We start from the raw sequence: 15,615 nt of genomic DNA, 5'->3' as shown, positions 1-15,615 counted from the left end.
CTCCGCGACCCCGATACGTGCCTCCGGACCTGGCGAGTGTCGAGGCTTGAACAGACGGTTTCGCCCGCCTTTGCGCGGATGCGCGCACGCTGGTCCCTTGAGAGCACCACGGATGTACCGTGCGTGCGGTCGCGGGACAGGAGCCGGTCGTGAAGTTTGCGCGCGCAGTGGTGGACAGTTTCGGCAGCACCGAGCACCGCGTCCTCGTGTCGACGGGCGATGGGCCGTGGATGGACCTTCGTAGCTGGGTACGAGACGATCTCCTCCGCAACGGTGCGGAGAATGATCGCGCGGCTGAACTGGCCACCGCCTGGGTGCCCGGGAGCCTTTCGTCGGCGCTGCGGGGCGGCACCGGTTTTCTCGAACTCGCGTCCCGTGCTGTGGTGGATCTGAGCCGGGGTGCGGTCTGGGATGGTCCACTCGAACTCACCAACGCGCTCGACCCGGCGAGTTACCGCGACTTCATGGTCTTCGAGGAGCATTTCCGATTCGGCTACGAGTGGCAGGGCAAGCCCGTGCCCGAGATCATGTACGAATTGCCGGTCTGTTACGCAGGCGATCCCCGGTCCTTCATCGGACCGTTCGACGAGATTCCGTGGCCCTCCTATTCGCAGCGCCTGGACTACGAGGTGGAGTTGGGCATCGTGCTCGGCAAGACCACTCACGACGTCACGCCGGACGAGGCGCTGGACCACGTGCTGGGCTTGACGATCCTGAACGACGTCAGCGCTCGTGACATCCAGGGACGGGAGATGTCGGGGGGCCTGGGCCCGTCGAAAGGCAAGCACTTCGCGTGCGTGTCCGGACCCGTGGTCGTATCGCTCGACGAGCTGTCCGGTGAGCGTCTCGCCATGAGCGTGCGGGTCAACGGGGACACGTGGTGCGAGACGACGAGCGATCGCATGATCTGGTCGGTGGCCGAGATCGTGTCGTGGGCCTCGCAGGGTGAACGCCTTCCCGCCGGCACGCTGCTCGGCAGCGGAACCTGCAATGGCGGCTCCTCCATCGAGCTGGGACGTGAGTTGTCGCCCGGTGATGAGATCGTCCTGGCCATCGAGGGGCTGGGGGAGACCTGCAACCGGCTCGGTCGGCCACAGCCGAACGCCTCGCCCGCCCGACCGCGTATGCGGACCGCGGATGGGCGCTCGGCCGAGCACCACTTCCTCGCCTGACCGCCCCGGCAAAGGGCGAGATTTCGCTTTTATTTGCGTAGGCCATGGCTGACTGGTGCAATCGAGCCGGAGTGCGGACAGGTTCTCGATGACGACGTCGAGAGGCGACACCAGTGACCGATCAGGGCATGCGTCTTGTGGCGGCGCGGCTTCGGCCTCCCCACCTCGGTGACGACGTACGGCCTCGGCAGCGGGTCATCGACCTGATCCACGACCGGCTCTCGGCGCACACGGTCCTGATGGTCACCGCGACGGCGGGATCCGGTAAGACCACGGCCGTCGCCCAAGCTCTCCCGGGTCTTGACCGGCTGAGCTGCTGGCTGCGTCTCGATGTGTCCGAGCGCGCCGCCGGGCGATTGTTGATCTACCTCGAGGCGGTCCTGCGCGCCACCGACGGGTCGATCCCGCCGGTCGTGGAGGCTGCGTTCGGGGACGAGGTCGGGCACGTCGAGACGGCCGCGTTGCTCGCCGAGGCCGTCGGTCCCCGGAGGTTGGTCATCGTCCTCGACGAGGCTGAGAAGGTCGTCGCCTCGGCCGGAGCGCGAGCTGTCCTCAGCTCGTTCATCCGTCATCTCCCGGGCGGGGCCCGTGTCGTCGTCATCTCCCGCGTGGAGATGCAGCTCTTGTTGTCGCGCGAAGAGCTGGGCGGACTGGTCGGAACGGTCGTCGAGCAGGACTTGGCTTTCACCGTGGACGAGGCTCGCGAGGCTCTGGAAGCGATCTCACGGCCCGAGGTCGATCCACAGGTGGCGGTGGCCGCCACGGGAGGGTGGGCAGCGGGCATCCTGTTCGGCTCGTGGACGTCGGAGCAGCACGTGCACGGAACGGGCGGCGAGGTCGACCCGCTGCACAGTTACCTGTCCACCGAGATCATGTCCGGGCTGCCGGGTCGCCTGCGGTCGTTCCTGATTTCGACGTCGGTGCTGACCGAGGTGACGCCGGCCCGTGCGGCCGCGCTGGGGTTCAACGACGGAGGGACCCTGCTGGCGGAGCTTGCCGAGATGCACCTGCCGGTGGAACTGGATCATCAATCCCTGTCGATGCGAGCTCACCCGCGCTTTCGCGAGTACCTCCTCAGCCGGTTCCTCGAGCTCGGCCACGCCGACCAGCAGACCATCCGGCAGGCCCACGGCGACCTGCTGGCGGACGAGGGCCAGATCGAGGACGCCGTCGATGAGCTCATCGCCGCCGGCGACGTCGCGCGGGCCGAGGACCTGGCGAAGACGGTGATCCTCGACGTCACCCGCCGACTCGATCTCGATGTCGCTGACCGGTGGCTCGCCGCTTTCCGGCGGTGGCGCGTGGAGGAGTCACCGGAGCTGACCGCGGCGCAGATGCTCGTCGCGTTGGAGCGTGAGGAGTACGGTGCGGGCGCCGAGGCAGCCGACCGGATGCTCCGCCTCGCCGGGTCGTCGACCGGCGGACCCACGATCGACTCCCGCATGCTCGGGGTGATGGCTTGGTGTTACTTCCTGGTGGGACGTCTCGACGACGCCGGCCGGTTGCTCGACTCGGCACCGTCCGACGCCCGCATCGATGTCATCCGCTTCTGCATCGGCGTCGAGCTCATCAATGACCCGACCCACTACCGGGATCGTCCCGCGGACTCGGGCACGGAAATCGACGGGCTGCTCGCCCGGGTGGACCTGGCGCACGGTCGATTCGAGCAGCTCTTGCACCGCTCGCCATCCGCGATGACCGCGGTCCGGTTGAGCCGGCTCGGTGCATTGACCGGTCTGGGACGCCTGGAGGAGGCGCTGGCCGTCGCGGGAGAGTCGTCGCACGGGTGGACGGGCACCCGGCTCACCGCAGAGCTCCTCGCCGAGTGCGGTCGTCCTGAGGATGCCTGGGCGGCCCTCATCGACGGCCGTGACCGCCTCGCGCGCACGGACGCGCCGCTGTTCCGCATCTTCGCCCTGCTCACGGAGGCGATGCTCGCCCTCAGGTTCCAGAAGGACCCCGCCCAAGCCGCCGCGGCGCTGCGCGCCGTGGAACGTGAGCCGACAGCCCTCGACCGGGTGCGGGTGGTGGAGCAACTTGAGCTGTGGCGCGGGTTGATCGCGCTCCTCGAGGAACGTGAGCACGACGCGGTGGCCCACCTCCGGGAAGCCGTTGGACTCATGCGGCGGTGGGATCGCCGGCTGTTCCTCCCGACCGCGGCTGTCTACCTCTCGGAGGCGGAGTGGCGGGTCAACAACGAGTCCGGCGCCGATGACGCCGCCGACCTGGCGCTGTCGGTGTCGCGGCAGATCGGTTCGATGCACCTCATCGGCCGTGCCTTGGCGGAATTCCCCGCCGTGCTGTCGCGCCGGCTCGATGCCGAGGTGGATTCGGACGGGCCGTGGCGCGATCTGGGACGCACGCTTCTGGTGCAGGCAGAGATGCGGCCGGACGTGCCGGATGCGGCCCTCATCAGGGTTCGGGAGACGCCGCCGCTGGGGCTGGAGATCGGGGGCCGGTTCCACGAACTGAAGCTGCTGAAGACGGTCGAGCTGTTGTCCTATCTGGCGATGAGCGGTGGCAGCGCCCTGCGGGCAGAGCTGATCGGCGCACTGTTCGAGAGCAAGAGCGACAAGGCCGCACAGGCATACCTGCGGATGGCTGTCAGCGCCGTGCGCGAGGTGTTTCCCGGTGGGCAGTGCATCGAGGTCGACGCGGAGCGCGTGACGTGGACGTTCGGCGAGCTGACGAGCGACTTCGTGGAAGCCCAGAGCGCCTATCGCCGGTTGCGCGACGTCAACGGCCGGCAGCGGCTGGAGCTCGCGCAAAGACTGCTGGCGGAAGTGACGGGCGGCGAATTCCTCGCGTCCGCGCGATCGATGTGGGCCATCGGGCAGCGGGCGGTGTGGCAGGACCTCGTGGTCGACATCCGTTTCGCGGCGGCGGAAGCGGCGTTCGCGGCGAACCAGCTGGGAGTGGCTCATGTCCTGGTGAGGGAGGTCCTCGCGGCCGACCGGTACCGGGAGCGCGCGTGGCGCCTGGCGATGCGGATCGCTGCCGCGGTCGGCGACGGCGATCGGGTGATCTCCTTGTTCCGGCAGTGTGAGAAGGCACTGGCAGAGGTGCCGGCCGTGCCGAGCGGCTCGACCCGCAGGCTTCTCGACGACCTGCGCGTCTGATCGTGACGGCGACACCCGGAGCGTGGTGAGCTTCGGCGGGTGTCATCGCTCAGACCAGCCCGTCCGGCAACACGTCCTTCGGCGGAGGGAATTCGCCGTTCACGATCTCGACGCGATTGCCGTCCGGGTCACGGTAGAAGGCGACCCGCGCCTCTTGCCGTCCGCCCGGGTGGTACGCCGGTCCCTCGGGCTCGATGCCTTGCGCCGCAAGCTTTTTGATCGTCGCATCGAGGTCGTCGACGGCCAGCGCGAGGTGTCCCGTTCCCGGTGCGGTCGACCATCCGGGATCACCGGTCTCGTTGACCGAGAACTCGAGAACCGCGTCGCCATGGGGCGCGCCGAGGTACACGGTGCAGAGCCCCGGCATCCGCATGCAGCCAACGACGTCAAGGCCGACTGCGCAGTAGAAGTTCAGGCTGGCCCGCGGATCGGAAACCCGGATGTTGGCGTGGTGGATGCGGGTCACGAGCCGGCCTGCTTGACGTTCGAGATGTCGAAGCCGGCTTCCTTGGCCAGGGCTGGACGAGAAGCGATCGGGTGACGCGGCGTTGGATGCGGTTGCGCGCCATGAAGATCGTTTCGGCGATTTCCCAGGCTCGCTCGAGGAGCTTGTCCTGGGGACGACTTCGCTGACCAGCCCGAGATCGAGGCATTGCCGGGCATCCAGGGTCTCGCCGGTCAGCAGGAAGTACTTGCCGCGGTTGTGGCCCAGTAGCTCACGGAACAGCGTGTGCACGCCGTCGCCAGGGCAGGGGGCCGTTGATCGCGACGATGACCGGGATCTCCAGGTTCAGCAGCGAGAACGGCTCCGTCTTCTGGCCGAAGTGGAAGACGTCGTAGCCGTGACGGTGCTCGAACGGCTCGCGGAACCCGCACGGTGGAGCTCGAGGTCCCACCCGCGGTTTGTCGTGCATTTGCGGGCGCGGGATTAGCGTCGTTGCCATGACAAAAACCCTGCTGCGCGGCGGTACGGTCGTGCCGGTCGACCCGGCGCAGGCCGAGTCCGCGGTGTGCGACGTCCTGGTCGACAACGGCGTGATCGCGGCCATGGGGCCGGATATCGTCGTCGATCCTGCCGCCTGCGAGGTCCTCGACATGAACGGTCGCGTGCTGACTCCGGGATTCGTCGACACACACCGGCACCTGTGGCAGTCGTTGTTCCGGTATGCCGGTGCGGACTGGACCATCGAGAACTACGTCCGCGATATGTGGGGGAAGCTCGGTCCGTCATACACGGCCGAGGACATGTACGTCGCGCTGCGCATCGGTCTGGCCGAGGCGCTCGACGGAGGATGCACCCAGATTTTCGACTGGAACCACAATCACCTCACGCCCGAGCACAGTGACGCGGCTGTCGCCGCGCACCGCGACTCCGGCGCGCGGTCGATTCTCGGATACGGGCAGTCGATGACCGTGCTCAGCGAGTTCCTCGAGACGGGGCCCGGTGCCGGACGGACCCCTCCGTCGGACGACATCCGCCGGTTGCGGGAGCAGTACTACCCCTCCGACGATCAGCTCACTCGTCTCGCCATGGCCGCGCGAGGGGGTGAGGTCGCCACCGAAGAAGTCATCGCCGCCGAGGCCCGTCAAGCCCGGGAGCTGGGACTGCGAACGAGCATCCACGTCGGCAACGCCAACTGGGCGAAGGTCGGGCCCGTCGAGAAGCAACGATCCGCGGCCGGCCTGACGCCGGACACCACCTGGGTGCACTGCAACTCGCTGAGTGATCGTGAGCTGGCCTTGATAGCCGAGAGCGGGGGCACCGTCTCGGTCGCGCCCGAGCTCGAGCTCCACATGGCCATCGGTCCGATAGCGATCCGACGGCTCCTCGCGCTCGGGATCAGGCCGAGCCTGTCGGTGGACACCTGTTTCAACATCAGCGGCGAAATGTTCAGCGTCATGAGGGCGGCGTTGTCGAGTGTTCGCGGCGAGGTCAACGCGGCCGCCATCGCCTCGGGATCGAACCCGCTCAGCTTGCCGCTCAGCACGCGTGACGTGCTGCGGTTCGCGACCATGGAGGGCGCACGGGCGAACGGTCTGCTCGACCGCACCGGCACGCTGGAGGTGGGCAAGGAAGCGGACATCGTGGCACTCGATGCGAGGAGTGCGAATCTGGCGCCCGTCAGCTACCCGACCGGGAGCGTCGTCATGGGTGCCAACCCGGGCAACGTCGAGCTCGTCATGGTCCGGGGACGGATCGTGAAGAGGGACTTCGCGCTGGTCGACACCGACCTCGATGCGTTGGCCGACCGCGCCCGGCATTGCCACGACCGGCTGCTCACCCGCATCGGGTCTCGCTTCGCCGAAGGCCTCCTCGTTGCCCGCGACTGATGCGCGCATTTCGCCAGGCTTTTCGTGCGGCTCATAGCGTCTACGCCGTTGCGACAGAGCCGTCCGCACGAGGAGAGGCCACATGGTAAGAGCTGAAGGTAAGAGGGTCGCCATCATCGGCGCGGGCCCCGGAGGTCTCAGCGCGGCGCTGGGTTTGTCCCGGGTCGGGCACGACGTCACGGTGTTCGAGCGCTGGCCGGAGGTCAAGCCGGTCGGGGCGGGCATCGCGCTGTGGCCGCCGCCGCTGAAGGCCCTGGAGATCCTCGGCATCGACATCGGGTCACTCGGCTCGCCCGCGGTCCCCGTCTTCACCCGTCCCGACGGACGCGTCATCGGGGCGTACCCGACCAAGGTCGACAAGACGATCGACACCCCGTTGTGGTTGGGGGCCATGCGATCGGCTCTCTACGAGGAGCTCCACCAGGCGCTGCCGCCCGGGTTGATCCAGTCCGGTAAGCGATGCGTCGGCGTGTCACAGGACGACTCGGGCGCCACGGCCCATTTCGAGGACGGCACCGCATTCGAGGCGGACCTGATCATCGGCGCGGACGGACTGCACTCGGTGGTCCGGAAGTACCTCGAGGGCGACAGGCCAATCCGTGACAACCACCTGACGGTGTGGCTGGGGCACACCTTCGAGTCCTTCCGGGACCGCTCGATGGCGCGGATGTCGTTGGATCCGCGGGGTTACCAATGCGGGTATACGCCGATGGAGTATCACGGCCAGAAGGGCTGGCACTGGTGGGTCATGGAGCGCCGTGACTCGAGATCGTCCATGCCGGAACCGGAGGCCATCAAGGAGCGGGTCATGGCGATCGCCGATGGCGTCGCCTATCCGGTGCCCGAGATGATCAGGAGCACACCGTTGGAGCATTTCGTGCCCTGGGTCATCCGTGACCGGGATGCCCTGCCCTCGTGGGTGAAAGGCCGTATCGCCGTCATGGGAGACGCTGCCCACGCGACCAACCCGTACGCGGGATACGGCGCCGGAATGGCGATCGTGGACGGCTTCTATCTGGCTTGCACGCTCGCCGGCGTCGACTTGTCGAACCTCGCGGAATTGTCCCCGGTGCTCGCGAAGTACGAGGCGGACCGGAAACCGGAGACCGACGCCGTGGTCGCGTTCGCGTACATGATGGGACAGCTGATGCACACGACGAACCCGGTCAAGCGAGTTGTCCGGGACCTGCTGCTCGATCGCACACCCTTCCTTCGCAAGCAGCTCGCCAAGCAGTACGGGGACGCACTGACGGGTGCGTTCGCGATGGTCGCGGAGCTGGGCAAGCGGATGCCGGCCGCCCCGGGTACGAAGCCGGCATCAACCGAGTCGACGACAGGAAAGAATTCATGAGAGTAGTGGCCGAGGAACTGGACGTCGAAGAGCCGGGCGAACTGGGGTTCGACGTGGGCGCGCTGACCCGCTTGGGCGACGCGGTCCGCAGAGACGTCGCCTCCGGTCGCCACCACGGAGCGGTGCTGCTCGTGGCGCGCGGTGGCCGTATCGGCTACCTGGAAACGATCGGCCACACCGACCTCGCACGTGGTCGTGAGGCCGCAGTCGATGACATCTTCCTGCTGATGTCAACGGGAAAGGCATACACGGCGGCTCTCGTCCTCATGGCCATCGACCGCGGGCAGCTGGAATTCACGACGAGGATCGCGGATGTCATCCCCGAGTTCGCCGTGCGCGGCAAGCAGGACGTCACGGTGGCGCAGCTGCTGACCCATACCGGGGGGACCTGGGCTGGTTTCGTCCCACCGCCGCCGTACCAGTGGGGTCCTGATTGGGGGGATCTCGAGAAGATGACGGCGGCGGTGTGCGCCCAACAGCTCGCCAACCGGCCGGGCGAGCGAGTGGTCTACAACCCGTTCGCCAGCTACGGCATCCTCGGCGAAGTAGTGCGCCGGATCGATGCCGGTGGACGGCGATTCCTCGACATCGGTCGCGAGGACCTCTTCGAGCCGCTCGGCATGGCGGACAGCTCATTCGGACTCGCTCTCGACGACCCACGCCGCGTGCCGCTTCGCATGGCCGAGCTGACGCCGGGGGCCGCGGAGGTGAGTGTCATGGAGTCGCTCAACGACATCGTCGACGAGAACTTCGAGCTGCCCGCCGGCATGGCCTTCAGCACGATACGCGACGTGCTGACCTTCACGGAGGTGCTGCGACGTCGCGGCAGCCTGGGGCAGACCAGGCTGCTCTCCCCGGCGATCGTCGACTACGCGTACCGGAACCACACCGGAGACAAGCCGAACGACTTCTGGGACTTCAACAAGGAGGCTCGTCGCATCGCGGAGTTCCCGGCCAACTTCACCTACGGTGGTGGATATGTGCGCGGGGTCGGTGACTACCTGTCGCCTTTCGGTTTCACGGCCTCCGAACGCGCCTTCGGCTCCGTCGGCTCGGGATCGACGATGTGGATGATCGACCCGGAGCGCGAACTGACGTTCATCTTCCTCTCCGCGGGTCTGCTCGAGGGGCTCGCGCATTTCACCCGGCTGCGGCGCTTGTCCGATCTCGCCCTCGCCGCTGTCATCGACTGACCACGCCCGCGCCGACACCAGGAGGCCGTTCATGGGACTCAGCACAGCAGAAAAGATCGCGTACCTCTATGACCGCAGCCTCATTTCCGACACGATCCACCGGTACTTCATGGCGTTGGACGTGAAGGATTGGGCGGCCGTGCGCGACGTCCTCGACGATCAGTTCCTGATCGATGCGGCGACGGTCATGGAGAAGGTCGCCGAGCCCCAGCCTGTCGACGAGTTCATGGCGGGGCTGATCGCTCGCAACGGCGGTTTTCTGGGCACCACGCACCTCAATCCGGGCCACATCATCGAGGTCGACGGCGACCACGCGCACGTAAGGGCGCACATGTATTGCCCGCATTGGGTCGATGAGACCGATGACGGGATGTACCTCGCGTATGGCCGATACGAGATTGATCTCGTAAGGCGAGGAGACGGGTGGCGCATGACGAAGCTGCTCATCCACATCGACGGTGCGCGAGGCGACGCATCGAGCGTGTACGCCGCCGCAGCGGCGAACGTCGAGGCGGCCGGCAGTTGAGGTGTGCTCTGGGTTACCGCGCTCTGGCGGCGAAGAACTCCCGTGCCGGGGCCAGCAGGCCGGCGAGCGAGAGGACGATGAACACGACTTGATGGATGTGGTCTTTGCCGGGCGGCAAACTGAAGATCAGGTGTGCCGCCCAGAACAGCGGGTAGAACCACAAGGCGAACCAGGCCCACCGCTCCAGCCGGCGGAAGGGCAGCACTGCGATGAGGCCGCCGAACAGGCCCACCCCGATGGAGGCCAGCCCATCAGCGCGGTACAGCAACGCGTCGCCGGACGTCGGTACCAGCGCGGTGACCAGGCCGAAGCCCAGGATCCCGGCACTGACCACGACCAGGCAGCCCCCTCCGACCCGCACCGAGACGCTCTCCCGCCGCACCCGGCAAAACTACCCCGGGTACGGGCTTTTGGCGTTCATACGACCGCGGTGTGGGCAGGCTTGGTGACGTGAAGGAAGATCTCCCGGACGACGCGCACGATCACGGCTTCGAGTAGCAGCATGCCCGCTTTGGCGAGGATGGTGGCGAGCAGGTCAGGCATAACGACTCCTGGGACAGTTCGACGTGGTGACGAGCCAGGGTCACTCATCGTCGTGTTGCCCGGGTAGTGCGCAGGTAGTCAGCGGGTGAACCGCGGTTGACAGGCTGGTTCAGCGGTGCAGGAGCTCCGCGGTGCCGGCCGCGGCGGCGGCGCCGGCGGCGACGGCCCATTGGTGTGGAAGGAGGGGGCGGCAGCCGAAAAAGTGGCTCAGCCCAGGAATCTGCACTACTGCGACGAGGGCGGCGAGGGAGCCGGCGGTGGCGGCGACCACGAGTGGGGTGCGGCCGCGTATCGCCACGGTCTGGGTCAGCTGCCCGCCGACCAGTGCGACGAGTGCGGTGGTGCTGGCTTGAGCAGGTGTGCTGAGCGGGCGGGCCAGGAGCCATCCGGCCGTGGCGGCACCCGCGGTGATCGCAGCCCGCCGGTACACGTCGCGAAGCAGCACGCCGCCGAGCGAGGCTTCGGGTCCCTCGGCGACGAGTGCTTCAGTGGTGGTGCCGACCGGGGGGCGCACCGCGACGGCCATCGCGGGCAGGACGTCGGTGAGCAGGTTGATCAGCAGCAGCTGGCGGGCGTTGAGTGCATCTCTCGTGCTGGCCACGCCGGCGATGACGGTGAACAGGATCTCGCCGAGGTTGCCGCCCAGCAGGATGCCCACGGCGTCGCGGACGGACGACCACATCGCCCGGCCCTCCACGAGGGCGGTGGTGATGGTTTCGATCCGGTCGTCGACGACGACCAGGTCCGCGGCCTCACGCGCCGCGGGCGTGGCGCGCCGACCCAGCGCGATTCCTACGTGCGCGAGGCGGATAGCGGGCGCGTCGTTGGCTCCGTCGCCCGTCATCGCCACTACCCGGCCTGCCTTGCGGAGCTGCCGCACCAGGCGCGCCTTCTGTGCCGGGCTGACGCGGGCGAAGACCGCGACATCCGCCAGAACGCCGGGCAACTCCTCGTCGGGGAGTCGCTCCAATTCAGCGCCGGTGAGTACGCGGCGACCGTTGATCATGTCGAGTTCGGCGCCGATCGCCGCGGCCGTGCTCGGGTGGTCCCCGGTGACCATGACGACGTTCACCCCCGCGTCCCGCAGCTGGCTCACCGCGGCCGCCGCGGTCGGGCGGACGGGATCGGCGAGGGCGACGAAACCGCACAGTTCGAGGTCGTGGATCCGGTCGTCGTCGAGTTCGGCACGGTCGGACGCGGCACGCTCGCCGACGGCGAGAACCCGGTATCCGCCACGGGCGAGGCGCTCGATCTCGGCTTCCACCCGCTTGCGTGCATCGTCATCAAGAGGGCGCTCCTGCCAGGAGGTACACCGCGGAAGCAGCACCTCTGGCGCGCCCTTGACGCTCAGGAGCAGGCCGTCGCGATGCCGGGCGAGGGCCGCGTGGTAGCCGCGTGCGGGTTCGAACGCGATGTCCGCGACCCCAGTGAGCTCGCCCATGGCTTCCTGTGGGGTGACGCCGCCCGCCTGCCCGCCGTCGAGCACCGCGCGGTCCGTGGGGTGGGGCACCGTCGCGGCACCTTCATGCCAGGGGCTGGCCCGCATCGCCGCCGCGAGCACGCGGCGCAGGGGGTTGCCGAGGTCCTCGACGCGCTCGTCCCGGATGCCGTCGGAGACACGCCGCAGCGCGATGTGCCCCGCGGTCAGCGTCCCGGTCTTGTCGAAGCACAGGATGTCAACGCGGCCAAGCGCTTCGATGGTGCTCGCGCTGTGCACGAGCACGCCCTGGTGTGCCAGCCGCCGAGCCGACGCGAGTTCGGCGACGGTGGCCACGAACGGCAGGCCCTCCGGAACGGCGGCGACAGCCAGGCTCACGGCCGGCCCTGACGCCTGCCCGATGCTGCGGCCGCGCAGCAGATTCACCGCCATCAACGCGATACCCGCACCGATGGCGATCGGGAGCGTGCGGCCGGCCAGGACGCTGAGCCTGGTCTGCACCCCGGTTTCGGGTCGCTCGCCATTGGCCTGAGCGCTGCGGCCGGCTTCGGTATGGGCGCCGGTGGCGACGACGACGGCAACCGCACGTCCCGCGGCGACGACCGTGCCCTGGTAGATCATGGACGACCGGTCGGCGATCTCGGTGGCGGCCGTGGCGCGAATCGACTTCGTGACGAGCTGAGATTCGCCGGTAAGGCTGGATTCGTCGACCTCGAGACCGGGCGCGTCCAGTAGCCGGCAGTCGGCCGGGACGACGTCGCCGGCCTGCAGCTCGACCACGTCCCCGGTGGCCAGGTCTCCGGCCAGCACCTCACGCGCGCCTTCGCGCCGGCGGACCCGGGCCCGCGTGGTGCTGGCGGTCAGGAGATGCCGCAATTCCCGGCTGGCGCCGACCCGTTCGGCGCCGCCGATGAGGCCGTTGAGCGCGAGCACCCCCGCGATGAGCAGGGCGTCCCCCAGCGAACCGATGCTCGCGGAAATGCCCGCGCCGGCGGCCAGTGCGGGCGTCAATGGGTTCGCGAGTTCCTCGAGCGAGGCCCGGGCCAGTCCCTCCTCGGCGATGTCGGGCGTGTCCGGGGTACGGCCATGCCGCCGCGCGGCCTCCGGATCGGGCAGGCCCGCCCAGGTGGTCGACAGCGTGGTCAGCACCGCTCGCCGGGACATCGCATGCCACGGGGTGCGGTCCACCGGAACCGGCGCGGGGCGAGCGGCGAGGGTGACGGCGTGCCAGGCGCCGGTGGCGAGCGACATCACGGCTGTCAGGTGGACGGGAAAGGACGCACGTCCTGCGGCACCGGTGGCGGGCCCGAACCCGCCGAGCAGGGCCCCCGCCGCCGAACCCGCCACTGACAGGCGCGCGGAATCCCGGCTCGTCCGGCGTGCCATGGGAACGGCCGAGAGCAGCAGGCACGCCTGCCCCGCGTCCGGGCACACGACATCGGCACCCCAGGGGACCGAACCGGACCGCCCGCGCAGGCTGATGCCGAGGTCCGCCAACGCCAGGGCGGCGCGGTCGCGCGTGAGGACGGCGACGACCCGGCCCTCGGTTTGCAGATCTGCGACCCGGTCGACGAGGCTGCCCTCCGGCGCCGGCTTGGCGATCCGCAACTGCCCCGCCAGTTCCGGATCCGGCGCGCCGAGTGCGACGGTGCCGGCGTCGCGCGCAGCCTCGACAAGCGCCTCCGCCAAAGGATCAAGTTCCGGCAGCACCCGCATCAGACCCGCGGGCACGGCCGCATGGGACACCACGAGCACCATCGCGCGCCGCCCGGACATCTCCCGGGCACGGCGCCCCAGCTCGCCCGGTGACGAGAGGTCGACCGGCGCGACGGCCCACTCGTCGTGTTCGCGGCCCCGATACGGGTGGCGCCGGTCGACAAGGTCATGTGCGCGGCGGGACAACTCGGCGGCGTCCACCTGATCGTCGACGGGCTCGACCGCGTCGATCTCGTACCTGCCCGTCAGCAACAGCGCCGGATCGAGCACCGTGGCGTCGACGCGATCGAGCCTGCGCACGGCGTCTGGCTCGAAGATCAGCGAACCGGCTCGCGAAAAGTCCCGCGCCAGCCGGCTCGCGAACCCCTCGCGCCCCACCTTCGCCGCGCGCGGCACCCCAGCCGTCAAGACGGCATTGGCGCGCTCGGCACCCCGGGCGGTGACGCGCACACCTGCGTAAGCCGCGACAGCAAGCGCGGCCGAGGTCGTCGCGACCTTCTCGACGGGACCGTCAGGCAGCGGTACCGGCCGGCCGCGGTAGTCCATCGCGCCCGCCTCGTGTGCCCCGGCGTGGGTTGCCGTCGCGCGTTCCCACTGCCGCCAAGCCTGTTGCCTGCCGAGTGCCTCGCCGCTGAGCAGGAGCCGGTACCCCGCGTCCGTGAGGAGACCGAAGGGTCTGCGGGTGGCGATCTGGCCGGCCACCCCGGTGAACGCCAGAACGGCATCGGTCGCGGGTCGCCCGAGTGCGCTTTCCACGACCTTGCGCAGCCTGGGTGTCGAGTCCACCATCGTGCTGATCGTCGGCCACCTCGACCGCAGGCCTGGTACCGGTAGCAGGCTGCCGGCCGCCGTGTAACCAGCCCCGGCCAGGTTCAGCCCGAACGCGACGACGTCCAGCAGGCCAGGCCCGGGATTGCCCGGATGCGTCGCGCTCGCCGGCGCGCGACCGTGGCCGGCCAGCGGCGCGCGCCGTTCCGCCTCCGCGATCGTCGCGAGCACGGCCCGCCGATCCGTGACGTCCGCATCGTGGACCACCAGCGCCCGGCCGAGGTGACCGTTGATCTCGACCCGGCGCACGCCCGGAAGGTCCAGCAGCCGCCGGCGCAGCATTTCCGCCGCGTCCTCGGTACCGGGCTGGTGGATACCCGACACCTCGACGTGGAGCCGGTCGTCCTGCGCCCATACCCGGCGGGGGCCGGGCAGTCCGGCGAGGGAGGTCAGGCCGTCGAGGACGGGCGAGAGGATCTTGGTAGTCGCCCGGTGCAGGGCAGAGACGAGCATCCGCGGCTACTGCGGGGATGCCGGCCCGGCAGACTGCTCCGCCTCGCCCGTTCGGGGTTCCCGTGCGGCGGTTCCCGCCTGGCTCGCGGTGTGCGCCCCGGGCTGGGACACACCGGCGCCCGCAGTCTCGGTGCTCTCCGCTGAAGGCGGCGGCGTTGGAGTGCCTGTAGCTGTTTCGGGTGTTGGGGTGGTGGGCGGTGCGGCGGTTTCCGCCTGGCCTGCGGTGTGTGCCTCGGGCTGGGTCGGCGGTGCGGGCTGGGACGCGGGTGCCTCCGTGGTCTCGGTGCTCTGGGCTGGAGGCGGCGGTGTTGGGGTGGTCGTGGGTTCAGGCGTGGTGGGCGGTGCGGCGCTTCCGACCTGGTCCGCGGTTTTCGCCTCCGGCTGGGACGCGGGCGCGCCCGTAGTCTCGGTGCTCTCCACTAGAGGAGGCGATGTCGAAGCGCCCGCACCTGTTTCCGGCGCTGGGATGGGAGCGGCGGGCGGCGCGGCGCTCGTGGGTTCCTTCGCCGCCGCGCCATCGACGTCTGTCTTCGCGGGGGTTTTCGTGGCGGCCGCCGGTTCCTTACTGATGGCCTCCCGCCGGCGTTGCTCCCCGCCACGGCGGCCGACCACGGCGGTGCCGACCCCGATCGCCGCGGCGACCGGCCATTCGATCACCTCGACCGCGGCGAGAATGGCGAGACCGGCGTAGTACCACGCTTGCCGAGGGGGTGGCAGCAGGGACCGAGCCGTGTCCGCGGCGGCGGACAGCTCCGCGCGACCGACTTGCGGTGTCCGTAGGTGGGGTAGGTGAAATTCGGGCGCACGGAATTGTGCCGTCATGAACGGAAGGTTCACCGTGGCCGTGCGCGGGCCGTGCTCCGGTTTTGCGGAGACTTCCCGCGGTTGCCTTTCCGAGCTGGGCGCCTGCTCGACGGATTCCGTGTCGGTGGCGGTCCGGGCAGT

General features: G+C 69.2%; 12 protein-coding genes. 7 read left to right on the top strand and 5 right to left on the bottom strand.

Translation table 11 applies throughout. From position 1 onward, the window contains the following. The first annotated feature begins 149 nt into the window (after positions 1-149). Together GKO32_RS12125 and GKO32_RS12120 are read left to right on the top strand one after the other, a co-directional pair. Positions 150-1,172 carry a fumarylacetoacetate hydrolase family protein gene (locus GKO32_RS12125; protein ID WP_312867816.1) on the top strand — a complete coding sequence of 341 codons (1,023 nt, stop codon included), beginning with the start codon at positions 150-152 and terminating at the stop codon, positions 1,170-1,172. Positions 1,173-1,285: 113 nt separating this feature from the next. Further along, complete coding sequence (locus GKO32_RS12120) at positions 1,286-4,291, top strand: AfsR/SARP family transcriptional regulator (RefSeq protein ID WP_154756940.1); 3,006 nt, start codon at positions 1,286-1,288, stop codon at positions 4,289-4,291. Positions 4,292-4,340: 49 nt separating this feature from the next. Here the strand turns inward: GKO32_RS12120 and GKO32_RS12115 are convergent, their stop codons facing one another. Together GKO32_RS12115 and GKO32_RS12110 are read right to left on the bottom strand one after the other, a co-directional pair. Continuing rightward, the gene (locus tag GKO32_RS12115) at positions 4,341-5,027 is read right to left on the bottom strand and encodes a VOC family protein (RefSeq protein WP_154756939.1); all 687 of its coding nucleotides are present in this window, start codon (positions 5,025-5,027) and stop codon (positions 4,341-4,343) included. Next, positions 5,008-5,235 carry a hypothetical protein gene (locus GKO32_RS12110; RefSeq protein WP_154756938.1) on the bottom strand — a complete coding sequence of 76 codons (228 nt, stop codon included), beginning with the start codon at positions 5,233-5,235 and terminating at the stop codon, positions 5,008-5,010. The genes GKO32_RS12115 and GKO32_RS12110 overlap by 20 nt, the downstream gene beginning before the upstream one ends. Between GKO32_RS12110 and GKO32_RS12105 the strand changes: the two genes are divergently transcribed. The 4 genes from GKO32_RS12105 (at position 5,234) to GKO32_RS12090 (ending at position 9,692) form a co-directional block, all read left to right on the top strand. Next, positions 5,234-6,622, top strand: a complete 1,389-nt coding sequence (locus GKO32_RS12105; RefSeq protein ID WP_154756937.1) for an amidohydrolase family protein — start codon at positions 5,234-5,236, stop codon at positions 6,620-6,622. The two genes, GKO32_RS12110 and GKO32_RS12105, sit on opposite strands and share 2 nt — an antisense overlap. Before the next feature lie 82 nt (positions 6,623-6,704). Continuing rightward, a complete protein-coding gene (locus GKO32_RS12100) occupies positions 6,705-7,973 on the top strand; it encodes an FAD-dependent oxidoreductase (RefSeq protein ID WP_154756936.1) in 1,269 nt (422 codons plus the stop codon). Then, a complete protein-coding gene (locus tag GKO32_RS12095; protein ID WP_154756935.1) occupies positions 7,970-9,166 on the top strand; it encodes a serine hydrolase domain-containing protein in 1,197 nt (398 codons plus the stop codon). The genes GKO32_RS12100 and GKO32_RS12095 overlap by 4 nt, the downstream gene beginning before the upstream one ends. A gap of 31 nt (positions 9,167-9,197) precedes the next feature. Next, positions 9,198-9,692, top strand: a complete 495-nt coding sequence (locus tag GKO32_RS12090; RefSeq protein ID WP_154756934.1) for a nuclear transport factor 2 family protein — start codon at positions 9,198-9,200, stop codon at positions 9,690-9,692. A gap of 13 nt (positions 9,693-9,705) precedes the next feature. Here the strand turns inward: GKO32_RS12090 and GKO32_RS12085 are convergent, their stop codons facing one another. The 3 genes from GKO32_RS12085 to GKO32_RS12080 form a co-directional block, all read right to left on the bottom strand. Beyond that, the gene (locus GKO32_RS12085; protein WP_312867815.1) at positions 9,706-10,074 is read right to left on the bottom strand and encodes a hypothetical protein; all 369 of its coding nucleotides are present in this window, start codon (positions 10,072-10,074) and stop codon (positions 9,706-9,708) included. Between the two features lie 35 nt (positions 10,075-10,109). Continuing rightward, a complete protein-coding gene (locus GKO32_RS39740) occupies positions 10,110-10,235 on the bottom strand; it encodes a hypothetical protein (protein WP_281353826.1) in 126 nt (41 codons plus the stop codon). A 109-nt stretch (positions 10,236-10,344) separates the two neighbouring features. Then, positions 10,345-14,670, bottom strand: coding sequence for a cation-translocating P-type ATPase (locus GKO32_RS12080; protein ID WP_154756933.1), 4,326 nt, complete (start codon positions 14,668-14,670; stop codon positions 10,345-10,347). 160 nt (positions 14,671-14,830) lie between these two features. On the opposite strand from GKO32_RS12080, the gene GKO32_RS12075 reads away from it, so the two are divergent. After that, the gene (locus tag GKO32_RS12075) at positions 14,831-15,361 is read left to right on the top strand and encodes a hypothetical protein (protein WP_154756932.1); all 531 of its coding nucleotides are present in this window, start codon (positions 14,831-14,833) and stop codon (positions 15,359-15,361) included. The last annotated feature ends 254 nt before the right edge of the window (positions 15,362-15,615 follow it).

It is taken from the genome of Amycolatopsis pithecellobii (assembly GCF_009707865.1).
GTDB classification, from domain to species: Bacteria; Actinomycetota; Actinomycetes; order Mycobacteriales; family Pseudonocardiaceae; genus Amycolatopsis_E; species Amycolatopsis_E pithecellobii.
This window is presented reverse-complemented; position numbering and strand designations above follow the sequence as displayed.

Excerpts from the sequence above, each read along its gene's own strand:
- GKO32_RS12100 (WP_154756936.1), top strand. The coding sequence starts at position 6,705 with ATGGTAAGAGCTGAAGGTAAGAGGGTCGCCATCATCGGCGCGGGCCCC.
- GKO32_RS12080 (WP_154756933.1), bottom strand. The coding sequence starts at position 14,670 with ATGCTCGTCTCTGCCCTGCACCGGGCGACTACCAAGATCCTCTCGCCC.
- GKO32_RS39740 (WP_281353826.1), bottom strand. The coding sequence starts at position 10,235 with ATGCCTGACCTGCTCGCCACCATCCTCGCCAAAGCGGGCATGCTGCTA.
- GKO32_RS12105 (WP_154756937.1), top strand. The coding sequence starts at position 5,234 with ATGACAAAAACCCTGCTGCGCGGCGGTACGGTCGTGCCGGTCGACCCG.
- GKO32_RS12090 (WP_154756934.1), top strand. The coding sequence starts at position 9,198 with ATGGGACTCAGCACAGCAGAAAAGATCGCGTACCTCTATGACCGCAGC.
- GKO32_RS12095 (WP_154756935.1), top strand. The coding sequence starts at position 7,970 with ATGAGAGTAGTGGCCGAGGAACTGGACGTCGAAGAGCCGGGCGAACTG.
- GKO32_RS12110 (WP_154756938.1), bottom strand. The coding sequence starts at position 5,235 with ATGGCAACGACGCTAATCCCGCGCCCGCAAATGCACGACAAACCGCGG.